Genomic DNA, 18,164 nt, shown 5'->3' with positions numbered 1-18,164 from the left:
ATCGGTCTCCCCCAGACTCGAAGGGTGCCTTTCTCACCAGGAATTTCAGCGATCAAAACGCCCGGCGGACAACAACGCCGGGTTGCCTCACTTTTTGCTGACCGCAAGGTGGACCTGTTGCTGCTCCTGGTCGCCATCTTGTGGGGCAGCAGCTATCTGGCTGCCAAAAACCTCACCGGCACCGTGGGGGTCAGTGTCATCCTCTCGCTGCGTTTCCTGATCACGTCCCTGGCGCTGTCGATGATCTGGCTGATCTGGCAGCGCCGCCGGACGACGCGCCGCGAACTTATTGTCGGCGTCGTACTGGGTTTGACCCAGGCAGCAGTGCTCATCCTTGAGACGCACGGGATTGCCGGCACCAGCGCTACGAACGCCGGGCTGATCATCAGCCTCGTCATCGTTTTCACTCCGGTTACCGAGAGCATTGCCTTCCGGGTGAAGCTGCCCCGCACGGTATTCGTCGCCGGCATTGTCGCAGTCACAGGGGTGTGCCTGCTCGTCTCCGGCAACGGCTTTGTGGCGCCCGGCCCCGGGGACATGCTCATGCTCGCTGCCGCCGCCGTACGCTCCATCCACGTCACCGCCGTCTCCGCCCTGACCAGGGGCGGCGGGTACAGTGCGCTGAATCTGACAGTGGTTCAAAGTGCCGTCTGCGCCGTGCTCTACACGCTCGCGGATTACCGGGGCGTGCTCCGGGCCGTCCAGGGCTTCGACCTACATGAATGGGGCGGGGTGCTCTACCTCGGCCTGGCATGCAGCGTTTTCGCTTTTCTGGTCCAGACGTGGGCCATCCAACAGACGTCAGGCTCCCGGGCCAGCCTCCTTATGGGAACCGAGCCCATTTGGGCTGTCCTCATTGGAATCACCATCGGACAGGAAACCCTCGCTGTGCTGGGCTTCATTGGGGCCGCGCTCATCATCATCGGCACGTACATCGGTCTGAGGGCGGAAGCACGGCACCGTTCCTCGCGCCACCCTGTCTCCGGCGGGATACCTGAAGCAGCAGCCCCGCAGGCCTCCGGCAGCGGGGCCCTGCCGGATACCCTCTCAGCGCAACCGCGGCCGCTGAGGGATCCCTGAGCGTGCTGCTAACCGGAGGTCTGCCCTGCCCAGGCCGGCCAGGACCCGGCATCCGCATCCGGATCGATCCCCTGCAGGCGAACCAGGCAAACGTTGCCGGGCGGCCGGGTTGTGGCCCACAGGCTGTAGGACCGGCCGCGGGCCGTGGAACGTATCCATTCGAGCACCTCATACAGGTCAGCCCCTGAAAGCTCCCACTCTTCCTTAGCCCGGCTGCCTGGCCAGCAATACACCCGGTAGGACGGAGCATCCTCTTGCATGGTTTGGTCCCTCGGGTCAATCAGTTCTGGTCGTATCCACCGAGGGTACTCCGGGCGCCATAGCGTGCGGCTCTGTGAGGATCATGGTGAGGAGGTCGTCCAGAGTTCCGTGGCACTTTTCCACTTCAGCGAGGTGGTAGAACGTACTGGTGGTCCCGGGGTTCCAGATGCTTTTGGTCGGGGAATACAGAATGATCCTGCTGCGCTGCGCGATCGCAATGCCAAGCTCAACATGTGTGCCCTTCCCGCCTGGAAGGAGGATTACAACGATGTCTGCACCTATTACTGCATCTCTTTCATGCTCACCGATGGAGCACAGATCGCCAGGGCTGACTGTGCCCCCATCGCGCTCGGTCGCGTTCCGGGTCCAGTCATAGGTATTGACGTAACCTTGGCTTTCCAAGGCCTGGGCCACGTACCGGACGTTGACGATATTGCTGATGCCCGACGCCACATAGAATTTCTTCACTCCTCGTTCCTCCTTTTGTGCACTGCGTTCATTGTTCCCCACCGGGCCCCGGATGCGGGGTACTGTTCAGCCATGAGTGCACCTGTGGCCAGTGGTTACCCTGTCCCATCCCCTTCCGTGATCATCGGGTTGATAAAGCGGATGGTGAGTGAGCGGTGGCCTTCAGGATTGGAGGATTTGGCCGGTTACTTCGCCCGGCTCGGCTGCGTTTCAGGTCCGTCACGGGAACCGGACGAAGGCTGCCCGCCAGGTGTGGCCCGAGGAGAGTTTTTCGTGCCAGGTGTGGCAGTATCAAACGCTTCCTGGTCCGCGTTGAATGCTGAGCTCTTTACCCTCACCCTGTTTGCCTATGCGGATTCCCCGCCCGGGAATGTCGATGCCGGCTATGACGCGATTCGGGCGGGCCTTGTTGATGTGTTCGGCCCGGCTCTCGATGAGCGTACTGACCCACACGGCAATCGGTCTGCCGTCTGGCTGGTTCAGGAAGCCGTTGTCGAGTTGTATGCACACCTAAATCTGGCTCCGGCTGTGCAGGCCGCGGTTTCCCACGAGGGGCGTACGGCAGATTTCCAGCGGCTCATCGCACAACGGCCCGGGCATTCCGGGCACCCCGGGTATTGAGTGGGGCCGTTCAACGCCGGTCGGTGCCCGGGCGCCGAGATAGATTCCCCGGGCAACGGAATGCGCGATGTAGATCGCCAACAGAATTACGGCCGGGGTGGGTCCAGTTCTCCTCGGCACGGAGAGCAGCGGAGCCGCTCCGGCGGAAGACAGCCGATTCAAGACCCGGTTCCCATTCTTTCGTGGGAGGCCGGACGACCGGCGTCGGACGCTTCGGTACGGTGGAACGTCTACGCAGTGTCAGCAGTCAGCGATCAGGCAGTGGGACTCACTGGGTCCTTTCAACCCCGGCGACAGCGAGGGGCAGTGTGATAACTCCAGCGGCATTGTCGCCGTTGCCCGCTCCGCCCACATCCGCGCACATCCGCGCACATTCCTGCGTAATGACGGATTCGGTGTAGCCGCAGCTGCCGCATGGGAAGTGCAGCACCGATGGCTTGATGCCTGAACGGCGGAGGTCTTCGGCGTTGGCAGGTAGCTTGCTTGCTGCGAGCTCTAATGCTGCATGGTCGCAGTCATGACCGGGCCGTTACCTGCAGCGTCAGCGCCTGAAGAAGTTTCCCGACAGCGGAGCCCATGCGTACCACCTCTTCCCCCGCTGCCGGTCGGCCTGGGCTTGGTTACCCTCGTCCTCCTGTGCCTGCAGTGCGATCACTAAGGCATTGAACCTGGCAACCGCATCAGCGTTGCGCGCAGGCCCGGATGAGCGGAATACGCCGGCAGGCGCCCCGCCCTTTTCGTACGTGGTGAACTCGATCTGGTAATCCTCGCCGAGCTCGTCCGCCAAACACCTTGCCAGCTGTACGCCGTTAGTAGTGAACCGTTTGGCTGCTTCCGCAGACACCCACTGCAAGTCCGGGGTCAACGACCGGTAGTAGGACTCTTCCCATGACCTGAGAGCACGGATGAGTCCCGACGTCAGTCCGGAGGCCTCGTAGTCCACGGGGCCGCTCATCCAAAGCACCGTTCCTGCATAGTCCGGAAACAGTCGCAGAGTCACCGGGTGCCCAGAATCCGTGGCTGTCATGACAAAAGCGTACTGCCGCACCCACACATTTGGTGCAGTGACCGGACCTGATGCTCCGAGAAGTCCTACCGGATTGCAGGCTTACATTTCCAGCACACGCGGCGGGGGTGAGCTCTCTGCCTGCAACGTTCCCCAAGAGGTGAGAGTGATAGTCCGTCTGTACCGAGCATGAAGCAAACGCAAGACCGGGTGCAGTCATTTGCGTCGCCTGTCGATAGGGACGCTGTGGAGCAGTATTTCCGATAGGAGCGTTTGCTCGATCATCGGTTGCCCTCGCACGCAAGGGCAACCGGGCCGCGAATGGCGACCTGCGGCCGCGGCTACTCACGGGATGTACTCGGGCTGTGACACGCCAATACTCCGCTTGGCAGGAGTCGTGGCATGTCGTTTCACGTGAAACCAGCGCTCCCCAGTGGCCCACTGCTTTGGCCTAGTCCGAACGGGGCGTCCGAGCGTGTGAAGAGAAGCAGCAGCATTCGTGGGCCCCACATGCCAGGCCAGCCCTCAGGGCAGATGAGCTGGAACCATAGGATCCCAATTCCGCAGACGACATCCTCTACACACACTGGCTCTTGGGAAGGGCCTTAGCCTCGTCCCCCGATGTACGCCCTCAAGCCCGGTTCCGGAAGGTGTTCCACGTGAAACAGTCGCGAGCCTTACCAGCCCGACCCCTTGGACCGCAGAGCAAGGCCCAAGACAGTCAACTAACACCACTATTTGGAACCGGGAACAACCCTGGCACTCCCGCTCCAGGGTTGCACCCGCGCACGAGCGGTCCCGATTCTCTACCCGGCAGACCAGCGGATTCGTGATTACCTCGCAACACTTTCGGTCTAAAGGTACAGGCTATGGAGAGCGGACCGTGGAGACCGGTAGGGGCTCACGGCGATTCAATACGGGCAGACACGGGTTATTTTGGGCGTTTCAAGGGGGAATCCACATCACCGGATCGCCGGTAGCTTTGCTCGCGACCGCTGCGTAACCGTCCGTACCTCCAGCTGCGACGTGCGCGCTCGTGCCGGCACCTGAACGACTAACAGACGCCGCATCCCGGCTTTCGGTCATCGCGTGTGGATGCTCCTTGGTTGTTTCACGTGGAACAAGCTTCTGCGCGGCCGCGTGAGCCCGCCTTCTACGTCCTCAGTGCTCCAGCGGACCAGCGCTACCGAGCGCAGCCGGTCGGGGGTGCGGCTTTCAAGGTGGGCTGGAAGCACCCTGCGTGGCGCACACGTTCCTGACGTGCGTCCCTGGCCCGCGTCCCTGAAGTACGGCCCTGGCGCGCACCCCTGCCGGGCGATCACCGGAACGGCAGAGTAGATAGAACTTGCCAGACTGACAGGCCGCCGCCCAGCTCCGGGTATTGGTAAGGCCGACGTCACAAATGCACGCGAGAGTTCAACGGATGTCGCTCTACCTATTTGAGTATCGCAGGCGTTACCGAAAACGATAGGCAGTAGCGGCAAGCCGAGCCCCATGATGGATGGACGTCCTCACCGTTAGCAGCGATTGAGGCTACTCCTGACTCGCAAGTGTCTTCTGCACCAGACTGTAGTTTCACGTGAAACCATATCTGCCTAGCTCTTGTCCCGTGCTATCTGTAGAGCGACCTTCAGCTGGAGCATCGCCTAAATCGAATGATCGACACACATCCGTCACTCGACCGACTCGCCGGAACCCTTAGGTACGTCGGGCAAGATCACTCAACAGCGGACCAGGACGGGTTCTTAGTCTCCGAGTCCGTGGCTGCTATTACTGACAGATCGGCGTGTTTCGACCCTGCCACCAAGACGTGAGGTACGTTGTGTCGTGTCGCCAGTCCGGCATAGCCGGTCCCAGCAGGGATGAAAGAGCCATTAGGTTCCTGAGGAGCACGGACAGAGCACCATTAAATTGCGGCCCCTACGAGGGGTTCACGTGAAACGTGTCTGCGCCGGCACCAGCGGTACCGCCGCTGAGCGGCGAATCCGGAATACCGTGCCTGCCGGTTTTGTACCGAGTCGAATCGGAGAACCCGACCTGCCAGCTACCGAATCAACCAGTACCGACGGCAAGCCCCCTTCAAGCTGCATGCTCTGCCACATGCCCAAAACATAATGGCCACCGTTTCACGTGAAACGGTGGCCATTACGATACGCGAACCAGCGGAAGCTACGAATTCGGTGGCGTCAGTACTCCCATAATGCGATTCAGATCATCAACACTGGCGAATTCAATGCTGACCTTACCCTTCCGGGCGCCGAGCGTGATCTTTACGTTCGTGTCGAGCCGGTCTGAAAGCGAGGTGGCAAGGTAGTCCAGGCGTTCGTGGCGGGCACCCAGCTTCGGCTTCGCATTCTTCGCTGGCTTCTTTAATCCATCTCCGAGCGACACTATCTCCTCAGTCGCACGGACAGACAACCCCTCGGCGACGATCCGCTGAGCCAGTTTCTCCATCTCAGCAGGATCGCCGAGCCCAAGCAGCGTACGGGCGTGACCTGCGGAGAGCACACCTGCCGCGAGTCGCCGCTGCACCAGCGGAGGAAGCTTCATCAACCGCAGAGTGTTGGTTACCTGCGGCCTGGACCTGCCGATGCGGTCCGCAAGCTCTTCGTGGGAGCATTCAAAGTCGTCCAGCAACTGCTGATAGGCGGCCGCCTCTTCGAGAGGATTCAGCTGGCTGCGGTGCAGGTTCTCCAGGAGTGCGTCACGCAGAAGATCAACGTCCTGCGTGGAACGGATGATTGCCGGAACAAACTCCAATCCCGCCTCTCGGGTGGCACGCCACCGGCGCTCACCCATAACCAGTTCGTAGGGGTGATCCGGGTCGCCTTCAGCAGACGGACGCACCACAATCGGCTGGAGAACGCCAATTTCACGAATGGAATGCACCAGCTCGGCCATGTCGTCTTCATCAAAGACAGACCTGGGCTGCTTGCGGTTCGGATGAATGGAATCAATAGGAAGTTCCGCGAACGTGGCGCCGGGGACCTGCACCAAACCTTCGGGCAACTGGGCTGACTCGGCAACGCCGGTAGATGTTTCACGGGAAACATCACTGCTTGCCGGCTCCAGACCCGAGTCAGCCGGGTCGGCCGTGCCGGCCGCCCGCCTTACCGGCTGCTTGGCGGACCTATCAGCCTTTGCAGTGGACTTGTTTGCAGTTGCCGCACTCTTTGTACTACCGGAGCCCTCCCGGGCCTCTGCGGGGCGCGTAGCGGCCTTCCGCGTCGACTTGCCAGGGGTGGAACCCACAGCCTTGGCGTTCCCGGACGCGGTGTCGGGAGTCTCCTCAAATACTGCCTCCGCCGCTGACTTGGCCACCGAACCGCGTGTAGTGGTTCGCTTCGAAGGTCCGCGAAGTGCCTCTTTGTTAATCCCGGCACCGCGCCGGGGCCCCGCACCCCCGACCTGGTTACGGGAATCATCCGCGGCCGCAAAAAACAGATCCACGGGTCGTCCACTGCCCGAGGGGGACAGCCCGGTATTCGATGATTCTTCGGGCTCCGCGCTGCTAGGAATCAAAGCTCCCAGACCGCGGCCTAAACCACGACGCTTTTCGGCCATGGGTAAGTCCTTCCCTTATGCACACTACAAGCGGCACGGATTGATTGTGAGAGTATTCTAAGCCGCGGTTGGACGTTGTCCGGTGAACCGGGCCGGGGTGTCTCTAGGCGCGCTGGGCGATTTCGGCTGCGGCTTCGAGGTAGGACAGCGCACCGCTGGACGACGGGTCGTAAGTCATCACCGTCTGCTGATAGCTGGGGGCTTCCGAGATCCGCACGGAGCGCGGAACCACGGCGCCGAGTACCTGCTCCGGGAAATGCTCACGGACTTCCGCCGCCACCTGGGCGGCGAGGTTCGTCCTGCCGTCGTACATGGTCAGCAGGATCGTGGAAACAACCAGATCGGCGTTGAGGTGCTTCTGGATCATTTCAATGTTCTTCAGCAGCTGGCTAAGGCCTTCCAATGCGTAGTACTCGCACTGGATAGGGATCAGCACCTCGCGGGCGGCAACAAATGCGTTGACGGTCAGCAGTCCGAGGCTGGGCGGGCAGTCAATGAAGATGTAGTCCAGCCGCTCAAGGCCCTGCTTTTCCCGCTCTGCGGCGTACACATCGATGGCCCGGCGGAGGCGCTGTTCGCGGGCCACCAGTGAAACCAACTCGATTTCGGCACCAGCCAGGTGAATGGTGGCGGGTGCACAAATGAGGTTATTGATGTCCGGGCAGGGCGCAACGACATTCGCCAGGGGGAGGTCGTTGATCAGAACATCGTAGATGCTCTCCACGTCGGCACGGTGGTCGATGCCGAGTGCGGTTGATGCGTTGCCCTGCGGATCGATATCGATCACCAGCACATTCTGGCCGGCCGTCGCCAGGGCGGCGGCAAGGTTCACCGTGGTTGTGGTTTTACCCACGCCGCCCTTCTGGTTGCTGACGGTCATGATCCTGGTCTGGGCAGGGCGCGGCAGTACCCGTCCGCGCAGTTTTTCCCGGCGCCTGCTTTCGCTGGCCAGTTCACGTGCCAGCGGGGTGCTCTCGTCCATCAAGTCCATAACGTCTACCGACGATGACACCGCCAGGGCGTCTTCCTCGGATACACCACCTTCGATAGCTTGGGGCGCCGGCACGAGTTCGGCACTGCTTTCAGTTTGGGCGGGCTGTCGCGGTTCGAGTCTTTCGGTTTCACGTGAAACAACAACAGCCGGTACTTCCTGCTCGACAACCTCAGGAGCGGGTATTTCCTGTTCGCTGACCGCCGGGCTGGATCCGGTGGAAACCGGAACATCCTGCTTAGCAATCACCTGGGGTTGCTTCCTGCCAAATGAGAAGGCCGAACCGAGTGCGGCGAAAGGGGGAATTCGTTTTGCGGCAGAATCGCGCACACTCACCGGGTCTTGCTCACTTTCCAACATAAAGCGTTAAGGCATTAGTCCATCTAGACTATCTGCTCCCCGCCCAATAGCAGGGATCAGCACCGGTGTGTGCAAAGACCCGCGCGCGGGCAGGTCAGCCTACTGTGATGCGCACCACAGTAGTGGGTTCTTCCAGCAGATCGCTGCCGGCCGTAACGACGGCGGTTTCCCGGCCGCCCAGCTTCCGGATGGCCTTGGCTGCCTTCTGCACTTCCTCTTCCGCGCTGCGGCCCTTTATCGCCAGGACCTGTCCCTTGCCGTGCAGCAGAGGGATGGTGAGCCCGGCCAGCCCGCCCAGTGCGGAGACAGCACGTGCGGTGGCAACGTCCACATCGACGTCGTCCACTACCTGCTCCGCCCTTCCCCGCAGGATACGTACGTTATCCAAGCCGAGATCTTCCACCACTTCGTTCAGCCAGATCACCCGGCGTTCCAGGGGCTCGATCAGGGTCATGGAGATGTCGGGACGTGCAATCGCCAAACATAGGCCCGGCAGCCCGGCGCCGCTGCCGACGTCGGCAACTGTGGCACCCGCCGGAATCAGTTCAGCCACCACTGCACAGTTGAGCACATGCCGGCTCCAAAGCCGCGGCACCTCCCGGGGACCAAGCAATCCGCGTTCCATGCCCGAGGTAGCCAGGTGCTCTACGTACCGCTCGGCTAGCTCCAGGCGGTCGCCGAAAATCTTCCGGGCGGCGTCCTGTTCGGCGGGTGTTGATTCGACCACTGGCTCTGGTATTCCTTGTCTGCGCTGCTGGGTGATTGTCTAGGATGCAGGCAGGGAAACCACGATGTGGCGGCTTGCGCCTTCACCTTCGGATTCACTGACCAGGCCGAGCTCGGCCACTGCGTCGTGGACAATCTTGCGTTCGTAGGCGCTCATGGGCGCCAGCGAGATTTCCTCCCCGGAGTCCTTGGCACGCCGGGCGGCATCTTCGGCGATGGACTGAAGCTGCTCTCCGCGTTCCACACGGTATCCGGTGATGTCCAGCACCAGGCGGGACCGGTTTTCGGTGGCCGTGAGTACAGACAACCGCGTCAGTTCCTGCAGTGCTTCGAGCACTTCTCCGTCACGGCCTACCAGGGCCTGGAGGGCGGTGTCGCCTTCTTCCTCGGAGACCACGGAAATGTACGTCCGGCCGTTGCGGACCTCTATGTCGATATCGCCGTCGATATCAGCAATGTCCAGCAGTTCCTCGAGGTAGTCAGCGGCAACATCGCCCTCTTCCTCCAGCCGGCCCGGGCGCTCCCGGCCTGCTTCTACCGCGTCTTCGACAGCCACTGCAGGCTCATCCACGTGCTCCGGGGTCATCTCTTTTTCCTGTTCTTCCGCTGGGGCTGAACGCGCTGGCCTTTGGCTGCCGCCGGAACCTCGACGGGGACTTCGCCCTTCTTCTCTCCGAGCAGGGGAACCATCGGAAGGCCCTTGCGCGCACGGCGCTCGGCCATGGCCTTGGCGGCGGGGGAACCCGGCGTCGGCATGCGGCGGATGACGAAGAACTGCTGGCCCATGGTCCACAGGTTGGTGGTGGTCCAGTAGATCAGAACACCAATGGGGAAGTTGATGCCACCTACGCCGAAGACGATCGGCAGTACGTACAGCATCATCTTCTGCTGCTTCATGAAGGGGCTGGCGAGGGCCTCTTCGGACATGTTCTTGGACATGATCTGCTTCTGCGTAATGAACTGCGAAGCGGTCATGGCCAGAATCATCACGATGGAGAGGATGACAACGGCAACCTGTCCGTCACCGCCGCCGCCGTGCAGCAGCGAGGAGGAAAGCGGTGCGCCGAGGATGGTGGCCTCGTCGAACTGCTGGATGGCCTGAGAAGACAGGGCGCCAATGTGTTCGCCGTTGTCGCTGGCCTTGGAAACACCGTTCAGCACCTGGAACAGGGCAAAGAAGAACGGCATCTGGATCAGCATGGGCAGGCAGGCCGCAAACGGGTTGGTGCCGTGCTTCTTGTACAGCGCCATCTGCTCCTGCGTCATGGCCTGACGGGAGAGCTGGTCGGTCTTGCCCTTGTACTTCTGCTGCAGCTTCTTCAGGTCCGGCTGCAGCGACTGCATGCCTCGCTGAGCCTTGATCTGCTTGACGAAGACGGGGATCAGCGCCGCGCGGATCACAATCACCAGGCCGATGATGGACAACGTCCACGTCCAGCCGGATGCTTCATCCATCCCGAGGAATACAAACCCCTCGTGGAAGATCCACATGATCCATGACACTACCCACTTAAAGGGGAACAGTATCGTCTCGAAGAAACCCATTTACTCTCCTCAGGCCGCCGAGCGGCTGTCTTCGTCGGCTGGAATCACGGGGTGATTCAGCACAATGATCCTCGGGACCTTCTTCGTGTCCCAAATCCGGTGTCCCTCAGGTACGTGGTCCACGCCGCCGCTGTTCCAGGGATGGCAGCGGATCAGCCGTCGGAAAGCCAGCCAGGAACCCTTAACGGCTCCATGCACAGTGACTGCTTCGAGGGCATAGGCGGAACATGAGGGAAAGAATCGGCAGACCGGGCCGTAGAGCGGCGACACAAGCCTGCGGTAGGTGATGAGGAGGCCAATCAGGACCGTCCGTGGAAGATTCCACAGAAAACGGGCAACGGCGATCAAGGCCCTCAACGGATACGATCCGGAGTCCCTCATCGCTGGCTCATCCTCCCTGCCTGGCATGTTTCTGCGAAAGTTTGGCGGTACAGGTACTCAAGGCACTGCGGTAGTCAGCGCTCAGCTCAGCCCACGACGCCGAAGCCGACGGAGGCAGAGCCCGCACCACTATGTCCAGTCCCGTTGGGTTCAGAGCAAGGCTCTGCGCTGCCGCTTCCCTCAGTCTTCTCTTAACGAGGTTGCGTGTCACCGCGTTCCCAACGGATTTGGCAACGATAAAGCCAAAGCGGGTCGGCTGATCGCCGGTTTCCACTGCGTATAGCACTACGTTCCGGCGCCCACTTCGGGCACCGGAACGTACAGTACGAGAAAAGTCCGCCGATACCCTTACCCGATTCCTCACGGCCAGCATTTAGACCACCTGGAATCCGGGCTAGAGCTGCTTAGTGGCAGCATCGACAAACTTTGAGGTTATTTAGGCCGACAGTTCGGTACGGCCCTTGCCACGGCGTGCGGAAAGGATGGCACGGCCGGCACGGGTACGCATGCGAAGGCGGAAGCCGTGCTTCTTGGCACGACGGCGGTTATTCGGCTGAAAAGTCCGCTTGCTCACGGTAGTTACTCCAAGACAATCTTGAGTCGCGCCGGCACTTGTTGCGACAAGGGGGAAGAACAAGCGGCGCTTTTTTCATGTGTCTGTCTGTACTCGCCCGGACCTGGACCCTGATTTCCAGAACCCCTGCAGGGCATGTGTGAGTACAGATAGCAGACACAAAGGACTACTCAACGTTAGGTGACACCCGGGCACCAGTCAAACCGGCGGTCCACCGGCTGTGCACGCGTATTTTTCAACACCTGTGGACAACTGCTGTGGGTATCCTGCCGCACAGTCGCCTGTGAGAGAGCCGACAGCCCCTTGATCCGGCGGATTTCCAGCTACCACGACGGTAAATCATCCTTTAGGCTTGGCGACGGGTACTTTATCCACCAACTGTGTATAACTCTGTGGATGAAGTGCCATGGGTCCCCGCCGGGATCCCTGGTTTTCTTAGACAGCCGCGAGGCGTCATGAGAGGTTTTTGTGGGTACGGACGAAATCAACGATGTTGGCAGCTCCTGGCGCAAGGTCATTCGGACCCTGGAGACGGATGACCGGGTCACCCCGCGACAGCGTGGATTCGTTGTGCTTGCCCAGGCCCAGGGCCTGATTGGGACCACCCTGCTGGTAGCTGTTCCCAATGAGCTCACCCGGGAAGTACTGCAGACCCAGCTGAAGAACATCCTTGACGAAGTACTGCGCGGGGTCTTCCAGGCGGACATCCAGTGTGCCTTCGTTATTGACGCCGATCTCACACCGGTCGCGGAACCGGAGCCCGAACCGGAAGAACAGCCCGCCGCTCCGAGCCCCGTGCCGTCCGGGGAAAGCGCGCCGTCGCCCACTCCGCCCAGCACGAGCCAGGAATTCGGCCGGCTGAACCCCAAGTACATCTTTGAGACGTTCGTCATCGGTTCCTCCAACCGCTTCGCCCACGCCGCGGCCGTAGCCGTGGCCGAAGCTCCGGCCAAGGCCTACAACCCGCTGTTTATCTACGGTGACTCAGGGCTGGGCAAGACCCACCTGCTACATGCCATCGGCCACTATGCCCGGCACCTCTACACCGGTATCCGGGTCCGGTACGTCAATTCGGAGGAGTTCACCAACGACTTCATCAACTCCATCCGGTATGACGAAGGCGCCAGTTTCAAGCAGCTCTACCGCAACGTGGACATCCTGCTCATTGATGACATCCAGTTCCTGGCCAACAAAGATGCCACCCAGGAAGAGTTCTTCCACACCTTCAACGCACTGCACAACCACAACAAGCAGGTGGTTATCACCTCCGACCTTCCGCCCAAGCAGCTCTCCGGGTTTGAGGAACGGATGCGGTCCCGGTTCGAATGGGGCCTGCTGACCGATGTGCAGCCGCCGGAACTGGAAACCCGCATCGCCATCCTGCGGAAAAAGGCCATTGGGGACAGCCTCAGCGCGCCGGACGACGTACTTGAGTACATAGCCTCGAAAATTTCCACCAACATCCGCGAACTCGAGGGTGCCCTGATCCGCGTGACGGCGTTCGCCAGCCTGAACCGCCAGCAGGTGGACGTCGGACTTGCCGAGATTGTGCTTAAGGACCTGATTACCGACGACGGCGCGCAGGAGATCACTGCCGCGTCGATCCTGGGACAGACGGCTGCCTACTTCCAGATCAGCCTGGAAGAGCTTTGCAGCAAGTCGCGGACGCGCACCCTGGTGACCGCACGCCAGATCGCCATGTACCTGTGCCGGGAGCTGACGGATATGTCGCTTCCGAAAATCGGCCAGGAGTTGGGCGGGCGCGACCACACCACGGTTATCCACGCCGACCGGAAGATCCGCGAACTGATGGCTGAGCGCCGCGCCATCTACAACCAGGTCACGGAGCTGACCAACCGCATCAAGCAGCAGCAGCGCGAGGCCTGAACCACGGGGAAGGAGAGCCCCGCAGGGGCTCAAAATTAACATTTGTGGACAAGGGTGTGGATAACTCGGTGGACAACCCGTGGTTACCCACACTTCCCTGTGGATACGCGGAATCCCAAAAAAGTTTCCAACAGCCCCGCGGACAGCCCGTGCGGCGGATCCACAGGTTATCAACAGGCTTAAACAGCCGGGACGCGGCGCTGAGGCAGGTTATCCACAGTATCCACAGGAGTTATTAACACTACGGATCTTAAGAAATTCGGTTCCACCAAATAACAACTAAGCTCAAGCACCCCTCGGACCAACCGACACGCACACCAAAAAACGCCTGGACGGGACAGACCCCTTTGTTCCGCAGGTCCACCTGCTGCAGGTAGAGGAACTCCGGTGCGGTCCGGCACCGGACCGGGCTAAGCTGTCACAGAGTATGGTTGTCATTCGCATGCACCTCGGTACGGCTCTTACCCGCCGCACCGCATCGCGGATGCTGCCCCAAGTACCACCCACCACAGCTCAAGATGAGCTGGAGACACATTCAGTTGTACTGAGAAGTACGTTGCGAAAGGCGGCACCCTTCAGTGAAGTTCAGAGTTGAGCGGGATGTCCTGGCTGAGGCCGTTACGTGGACAGCACGTTCCCTGTCCCCGCGTCCGCCGGTTCCGGTCCTTTCGGGGCTGCTGATCAAGGCTGAAAACGGTTCACTGAGCCTTGCAAGCTTCGACTACGAAATCTCAGCGCGTCTGCAGATCCCTGCGGATGTGGCCGAAGAAGGCACCATCCTGGTGTCCGGGCGCCTGCTCGCCGAAATCTGCCGCAGCCTTCCCTCCGCTCCCGTTGAGGTGGAAACCGACGGTGCCAAGGTGACCCTGACCTGCCGCAACAGCCGGTTCAATTTGGCTACCATGCCTGAGGCCGAGTACCCCGAACTGCCGGCGCTGCCTGATGTCAGCGGCGTAGTCGACGGCGATGCGTTCGCCCAGGCTGTCTCCCAGGTGATCATCGCTGCCAGCCGCGATGACACCCTGCCGATCCTCACCGGCGTCCGGATGGAAATCGAAGATGATCTGATTACCTTCCTGGCCACTGACCGATACCGGCTGGCACTTCGCGAACTGGCCTGGAAACCCACCACACCGGGCATTTCCACCAGTGCCTTGGTCAAGGCAAAAACCCTGAACGAGGTAGCCAAGACCCTTGGCGGTGCAGGCGACCTGAACATTGCCCTCTCCGAAGACAGCGAGCTGATCGGCTTCGAAAGCGGGGGCCGGCGGACAACGTCCCTGCTGGTGGACGGTGACTACCCGAAGATCCGTTCCCTTTTCCCGGAGAACACACCCATCCACGCAACGGTGGAAACCCATGCCCTGGTGGAAGCTGTCCGCCGTGTTTCCCTCGTAGCCGAACGCAATACGCCGGTACGGCTGGCCTTTACCGACGGTCAGCTCACCCTTGATGCGGGTACCGGTGAAGACGCCCAGGCTTCGGAAGCCCTGGAAGCAGCACTGGTGGGCGACGACATCACCGTGGCCTTCAACCCGCACTACCTGAGTGAGGGTCTGGGTGCGTTCCCGAGCAAATACGTTCGTTTTTCCTTCACGACACCTCCCAAGCCGGCGGTCATTTCGGCGCAGGAAGAACTCACTGGTGATGACCAGGCTGACTACCGTTACCTGCTGATGCCGGTGCGCCTGCCAAACCAGTAGTCCGCCGCGGCGCATAACCGCAGTCCCGGGAGCCAAACAGAGAGAAGCTGACATGCATATCGGCCTCATTGGACTCGGGAAAATGGGCTTCGGCATGCGCGAGAGATTACGGCGTAACAATGTCGACGTAACAGGATTTGACAGGGACCCGGTCCATAGTGACGTTTCCTCGCTCACGGAACTGGTGGATGAGCTCCCTGTCCCGCGGATTGTCTGGGTGATGGTGCCGGCCGGGGATTCGACCGCCGGCACCATCACCGCGTTATCCGAGGTCCTGAGCCCGGGGGACCTGGTGATTGACGGGGGCAACTCCAGATTCACCGACGACAGCGAGAGCGCCCGGATACTTGGAAACCGGGGCATACGCTTCCTTGACTGCGGCGTCTCCGGAGGCATTCGGGGCCGGGACGAGGGCTATGCGCTGATGGTGGGCGGTGATGCCGATGATGTACAGCGGGCAATGCCGCTCTTTGACGCGCTGCGGCCGGACGGCGAACGCGGGGACAGCTTTGTCCACGCCGGGAAAACCGGTGCCGGGCACTACGCCAAAATGGTTCATAACGGGATCGAATACGGTCTGATGCAGTCCTACGCCGAGGGATACGAACTCCTGGCAGGACAGGATGTCGTTGATGATGTTCCCGGGATCCTGGCCGCCTGGCAGCACGGCACCGTAGTGAGGTCCTGGCTGCTGGAACTTGCCGTCCAGGCCCTGCAGGAGGATCCGGATCTGGCCGGTGTCGGCGGACACATTGAGGATTCGGGGGAGGGCCGCTGGGCCGTGGAGGAAGCCGTTGCCCGCGGCATTCCCGCACCGGCCATAACGGCCGCCCTCTATGCACGGTTTGCCTCCCGCCAGCAGGACGCACCGGCCCTTCGCATGGTCGCCGCGCTGCGCCGCCAGTTCGGCGGACATGAGGTGCGCCGCCCGGAGCACGGCGGGTCGGACGCAGGATAAGCAGTCCGCGTACAGTGGAAAGAGAGCCTGCACAGGCCACGGGGACGGGAAAGGACGAAAGAAGCACAGATGTATGTTGACCACCTGTCCCTGACCGGATACCGGAGTTATCCCCAGCTGGACGTCCGGCTTGAGCCCGGAGTGACCGTGTTCGTCGGTCCCAACGGCACCGGCAAAACGAACATTGTTGAAGCGATCGGCTATTTGGCCGGGCTTTCCTCGCACCGTGTCAGCAGTGACGCGCCGCTGGTCAATTTCGATGCAGCGCAGGCACTGATCCGGGCGCGGCTGGTCCGCGGATCCCAGGCCACCGGCGTCGAACTGGAAATCAACCCCGGACGCAGCAACCGCGCCCGCATCAACCGGGCCAATCCCGTTCGTGCCCGGGACATTCTGGGTCTGTGCAAAACGGTGCTGTTTGCCCCGGAGGACCTTGCCCTGGTCAAGGGCGATCCAGGGAGCCGACGGCGGTTCCTTGATGAGCTGATCGTTTCCCTGGTCCCCCGCCACGCCGCAACCCGTTCGGACTATGAACGGGTCCTTAAACAGCGCAACGCCCTGCTGAAATCGGCACGGGCCGCCGGCCGTTTCACCTCTGCCCATGAGGCAACGCTCGAAGTCTGGGATCAGCACATGGCAGTTGCCGGCGCCCAGCTGGTGGCGGCACGGCTGGAGGCACTGCAGCGTCTGCAGCCGCACCTGTCAGACGCGTACCGGGATCTGACGGACGGCTCGAAAACTGCCCGGGCGGTCTACCGGTCCACGCTGCAGGGTTCGGTCAATGACGACGGCGCCGTGGAAGGCGAACAGGATCCGGACGAGCTGTACGGCCTGGACGTGCCCGCCCTGACCGAGCGGTTCCTGGCTGCCTTCACCGCAAACCGGCGGCGCGAACTCGACCGGGGCATCTCCCTGGTGGGTCCCCACCGTGACGAGCTGGAACTGATCCTGGGCCAGGCGCCGGCGAAGGGCTATGCCTCGCACGGGGAAACCTGGTCCTTCGCCCTCGCGCTGCGGCTGGGCTCGTATTACCTGCTCACCAGTGACGATCCCACTCCGGGCGCAGGCCCCATCCTGATCCTGGACGATGTTTTCGCCGAGCTGGACGTGCAGAGACGGCGCAGGCTTGCCGGAATCGTCGCCGGCGCCGAACAGGTCCTGGTCACTGCTGCCGTGGGAGATGACATCCCCGAAGCACTGGCCGGCCGGATCATCAATGTGGTTCCCGGAGGCATCAGTGTGCCCGTTGCCTGAGGCTGATCCGCCGCTGCCCCCGTCAGGGGCGAGCGGTTCCCGGTTTGAGGACGCCGATGACCGGCCGGACGCCGCGCGGGAACAGCTGAACCGGATGCGCCAGGCCGCCCAGGCGCGCGGAAACCAGCGCACCCCGGCGACGCGGCGCAAGACCGGCCGCCGCCAGCAGATGCCTTTTGTCCCCGGCGAATACGTTGGACGGGACCCGCAGGGCCTGGGCAAGGTCTTCACGCGTTTTGTCAGCGAACGCGGCTGGAACTCCCCCGTGGCGGTGGGATCGGTCATCTCCCGCTGGGAGGAACTCGTGGGCAGCGAGGTCAGTGCCCACTGCACGCCTGAATCGTTCTCCGACACCACCGTGCAGGTCCGCTGCGATTCCACCGCCTGGGCCACCCAGCTGCGGCTGTTGCGGGACACCCTGATTGCCCGGTTCGATGCGGAACTCGGTCCCGGCGTCGTCACGAAAATAGACGTGATTGGCCCGGCCGCGCCAAACTGGCGCAAGGGCCTGCGCAGCGTCAAGGGCCGCGGTCCACGGGACACCTACGGATAAACCTGCGGATAAGCAGGAACAGCTTCCGGGCACCTGGCGCAGTCCGGCGGGCCGAAATCAGTGCCCGGACAGGAGCCGCCTGGGGGCCGGGAAACCCCCTGGAGCGTATCCGGCCCTATCCAGGGCGCTCCAATTCGCTGCAAAGCGTCATTATTGGCTTGTCAGAGGGTGTTTTGGACATGTTTGCCGCCTCTGGCGCGGTAGAATTGAGAGTGGAGATGCCTGTCCGCTG

18 protein-coding genes are annotated in these 18,164 nt (G+C 61.8%); 7 read left to right on the top strand and 11 right to left on the bottom strand.

Annotated features, from left to right (window positions below; genetic code table 11):
* Nucleotides 1–24 precede the first annotated feature (24 nt).
* On the top strand, nucleotides 25–1,080 hold the full coding sequence (locus QWJ37_RS01140) for a DMT family transporter (protein ID WP_290243456.1): 1,056 nt from the start codon (nucleotides 25–27) through the stop codon (nucleotides 1,078–1,080).
* A gap of 8 nt (nucleotides 1,081–1,088) precedes the next feature.
* Here QWJ37_RS01140 and QWJ37_RS01135 read toward each other — a convergent pair whose 3' ends face one another.
* On the bottom strand, nucleotides 1,089–1,340 hold the full coding sequence (locus tag QWJ37_RS01135) for a hypothetical protein (RefSeq protein WP_290243454.1): 252 nt from the start codon (nucleotides 1,338–1,340) through the stop codon (nucleotides 1,089–1,091).
* A gap of 16 nt (nucleotides 1,341–1,356) precedes the next feature.
* The gene (locus tag QWJ37_RS01130; protein ID WP_290243452.1) at nucleotides 1,357–1,809 is read right to left on the bottom strand and encodes a hypothetical protein; all 453 of its coding nucleotides are present in this window, start codon (nucleotides 1,807–1,809) and stop codon (nucleotides 1,357–1,359) included.
* Nucleotides 1,810–1,881: 72 nt separating this feature from the next.
* Here QWJ37_RS01130 and QWJ37_RS01125 point away from each other — a divergent pair, with 72 nt between their 5' ends.
* Nucleotides 1,882–2,430 (top strand): hypothetical protein, encoded by a 549-nt coding sequence (locus QWJ37_RS01125; protein ID WP_290243450.1) that lies wholly within the window; start codon nucleotides 1,882–1,884, stop codon nucleotides 2,428–2,430.
* 541 nt (nucleotides 2,431–2,971) lie between these two features.
* Here QWJ37_RS01125 and QWJ37_RS01120 read toward each other — a convergent pair.
* The 9 genes from QWJ37_RS01120 to rpmH all read right to left on the bottom strand — a co-directional run bounded on the left by QWJ37_RS01120 (nucleotide 2,972) and on the right by rpmH (nucleotide 11,577).
* On the bottom strand, nucleotides 2,972–3,457 hold the full coding sequence (locus tag QWJ37_RS01120) for a hypothetical protein (protein WP_290243448.1): 486 nt from the start codon (nucleotides 3,455–3,457) through the stop codon (nucleotides 2,972–2,974).
* A gap of 2,148 nt (nucleotides 3,458–5,605) precedes the next feature.
* Nucleotides 5,606–7,000 (bottom strand): ParB/RepB/Spo0J family partition protein, encoded by a 1,395-nt coding sequence (locus tag QWJ37_RS01115; RefSeq protein ID WP_290243446.1) that lies wholly within the window; start codon nucleotides 6,998–7,000, stop codon nucleotides 5,606–5,608.
* Between the two features lie 103 nt (nucleotides 7,001–7,103).
* Nucleotides 7,104–7,991 (bottom strand): ParA family protein, encoded by an 888-nt coding sequence (locus QWJ37_RS01110; protein ID WP_269436316.1) that lies wholly within the window; start codon nucleotides 7,989–7,991, stop codon nucleotides 7,104–7,106.
* Nucleotides 7,992–8,445: 454 nt separating this feature from the next.
* Nucleotides 8,446–9,078 (bottom strand): 16S rRNA (guanine(527)-N(7))-methyltransferase RsmG, encoded by a 633-nt coding sequence (gene rsmG / locus QWJ37_RS01105; protein ID WP_290243445.1) that lies wholly within the window; start codon nucleotides 9,076–9,078, stop codon nucleotides 8,446–8,448.
* 39 nt (nucleotides 9,079–9,117) lie between these two features.
* Nucleotides 9,118–9,663, bottom strand: a complete 546-nt coding sequence (locus tag QWJ37_RS01100; protein WP_227903117.1) for a R3H domain-containing nucleic acid-binding protein — start codon at nucleotides 9,661–9,663, stop codon at nucleotides 9,118–9,120.
* Entirely contained in the window at nucleotides 9,660–10,622 is a 963-nt protein-coding gene (gene yidC, locus QWJ37_RS01095; RefSeq protein ID WP_227903118.1) for a membrane protein insertase YidC, read from the bottom strand. Before yidC ends, QWJ37_RS01100 begins: the two co-directional genes overlap by 4 nt.
* A 9-nt stretch (nucleotides 10,623–10,631) precedes the next feature.
* Nucleotides 10,632–11,003 carry a membrane protein insertion efficiency factor YidD gene (gene yidD / locus QWJ37_RS01090; protein WP_227903119.1) on the bottom strand — a complete coding sequence of 124 codons (372 nt, stop codon included), beginning with the start codon at nucleotides 11,001–11,003 and terminating at the stop codon, nucleotides 10,632–10,634.
* Nucleotides 11,004–11,010: 7 nt separating this feature from the next.
* Entirely contained in the window at nucleotides 11,011–11,376 is a 366-nt protein-coding gene (rnpA, locus tag QWJ37_RS01085) for a ribonuclease P protein component (RefSeq protein ID WP_227903120.1), read from the bottom strand.
* 63 nt (nucleotides 11,377–11,439) lie between these two features.
* Complete coding sequence (gene rpmH / locus QWJ37_RS01080; RefSeq protein ID WP_022892375.1) at nucleotides 11,440–11,577, bottom strand: 50S ribosomal protein L34; 138 nt, start codon at nucleotides 11,575–11,577, stop codon at nucleotides 11,440–11,442.
* A gap of 468 nt (nucleotides 11,578–12,045) precedes the next feature.
* Here rpmH and dnaA point away from each other — a divergent pair, with 468 nt between their 5' ends.
* From dnaA to QWJ37_RS01055, 5 genes are all read left to right on the top strand, one after another.
* Nucleotides 12,046–13,464 carry a chromosomal replication initiator protein DnaA gene (dnaA, locus tag QWJ37_RS01075; protein WP_227903121.1) on the top strand — a complete coding sequence of 473 codons (1,419 nt, stop codon included), beginning with the start codon at nucleotides 12,046–12,048 and terminating at the stop codon, nucleotides 13,462–13,464.
* A gap of 578 nt (nucleotides 13,465–14,042) precedes the next feature.
* Nucleotides 14,043–15,167 (top strand): DNA polymerase III subunit beta, encoded by a 1,125-nt coding sequence (dnaN, locus tag QWJ37_RS01070; RefSeq protein WP_227903122.1) that lies wholly within the window; start codon nucleotides 14,043–14,045, stop codon nucleotides 15,165–15,167.
* Nucleotides 15,168–15,219: 52 nt separating this feature from the next.
* Nucleotides 15,220–16,125, top strand: a complete 906-nt coding sequence (gene gnd, locus QWJ37_RS01065) for a phosphogluconate dehydrogenase (NAD(+)-dependent, decarboxylating) (protein WP_290243423.1) — start codon at nucleotides 15,220–15,222, stop codon at nucleotides 16,123–16,125.
* Between the two features lie 69 nt (nucleotides 16,126–16,194).
* Nucleotides 16,195–17,379 (top strand): DNA replication/repair protein RecF, encoded by a 1,185-nt coding sequence (gene recF / locus QWJ37_RS01060; protein ID WP_290243421.1) that lies wholly within the window; start codon nucleotides 16,195–16,197, stop codon nucleotides 17,377–17,379.
* A 13-nt stretch (nucleotides 17,380–17,392) separates the two neighbouring features.
* The gene (locus QWJ37_RS01055; RefSeq protein ID WP_290244815.1) at nucleotides 17,393–17,932 is read left to right on the top strand and encodes a DciA family protein; all 540 of its coding nucleotides are present in this window, start codon (nucleotides 17,393–17,395) and stop codon (nucleotides 17,930–17,932) included.
* Nucleotides 17,933–18,164: the final 232 nt, after the last annotated feature.

This window comes from Arthrobacter sp. YD2, assembly GCF_030410475.1.
Taxonomy (GTDB): Bacteria; Actinomycetota; Actinomycetes; order Actinomycetales; family Micrococcaceae; genus Arthrobacter_B; species Arthrobacter_B zhangbolii.
Note: the sequence above shows the minus strand (reverse complement) of the source record. Positions and strands in the feature narration are given on the sequence as shown.

Bases quoted from the DNA above. Each gene is read 5' to 3' on its own strand.
- QWJ37_RS01135 (WP_290243454.1), bottom strand. From the start codon at position 1,340: ATGCAAGAGGATGCTCCGTCCTACCGGGTGTATTGCTGGCCAGGCAGC.
- QWJ37_RS01125 (WP_290243450.1), top strand. From the start codon at position 1,882: ATGAGTGCACCTGTGGCCAGTGGTTACCCTGTCCCATCCCCTTCCGTG.
- QWJ37_RS01120 (WP_290243448.1), bottom strand. From the start codon at position 3,457: ATGACAGCCACGGATTCTGGGCACCCGGTGACTCTGCGACTGTTTCCG.
- QWJ37_RS01115 (WP_290243446.1), bottom strand. From the start codon at position 7,000: ATGGCCGAAAAGCGTCGTGGTTTAGGCCGCGGTCTGGGAGCTTTGATT.
- QWJ37_RS01110 (WP_269436316.1), bottom strand. From the start codon at position 7,991: ATGGACTTGATGGACGAGAGCACCCCGCTGGCACGTGAACTGGCCAGC.
- QWJ37_RS01100 (WP_227903117.1), bottom strand. From the start codon at position 9,663: ATGACCCCGGAGCACGTGGATGAGCCTGCAGTGGCTGTCGAAGACGCG.
- yidC (WP_227903118.1), bottom strand. From the start codon at position 10,622: ATGGGTTTCTTCGAGACGATACTGTTCCCCTTTAAGTGGGTAGTGTCA.
- yidD (WP_227903119.1), bottom strand. From the start codon at position 11,003: ATGAGGGACTCCGGATCGTATCCGTTGAGGGCCTTGATCGCCGTTGCC.
- rnpA (WP_227903120.1), bottom strand. From the start codon at position 11,376: ATGCTGGCCGTGAGGAATCGGGTAAGGGTATCGGCGGACTTTTCTCGT.
- gnd (WP_290243423.1), top strand. From the start codon at position 15,220: ATGCATATCGGCCTCATTGGACTCGGGAAAATGGGCTTCGGCATGCGC.
- recF (WP_290243421.1), top strand. From the start codon at position 16,195: ATGTATGTTGACCACCTGTCCCTGACCGGATACCGGAGTTATCCCCAG.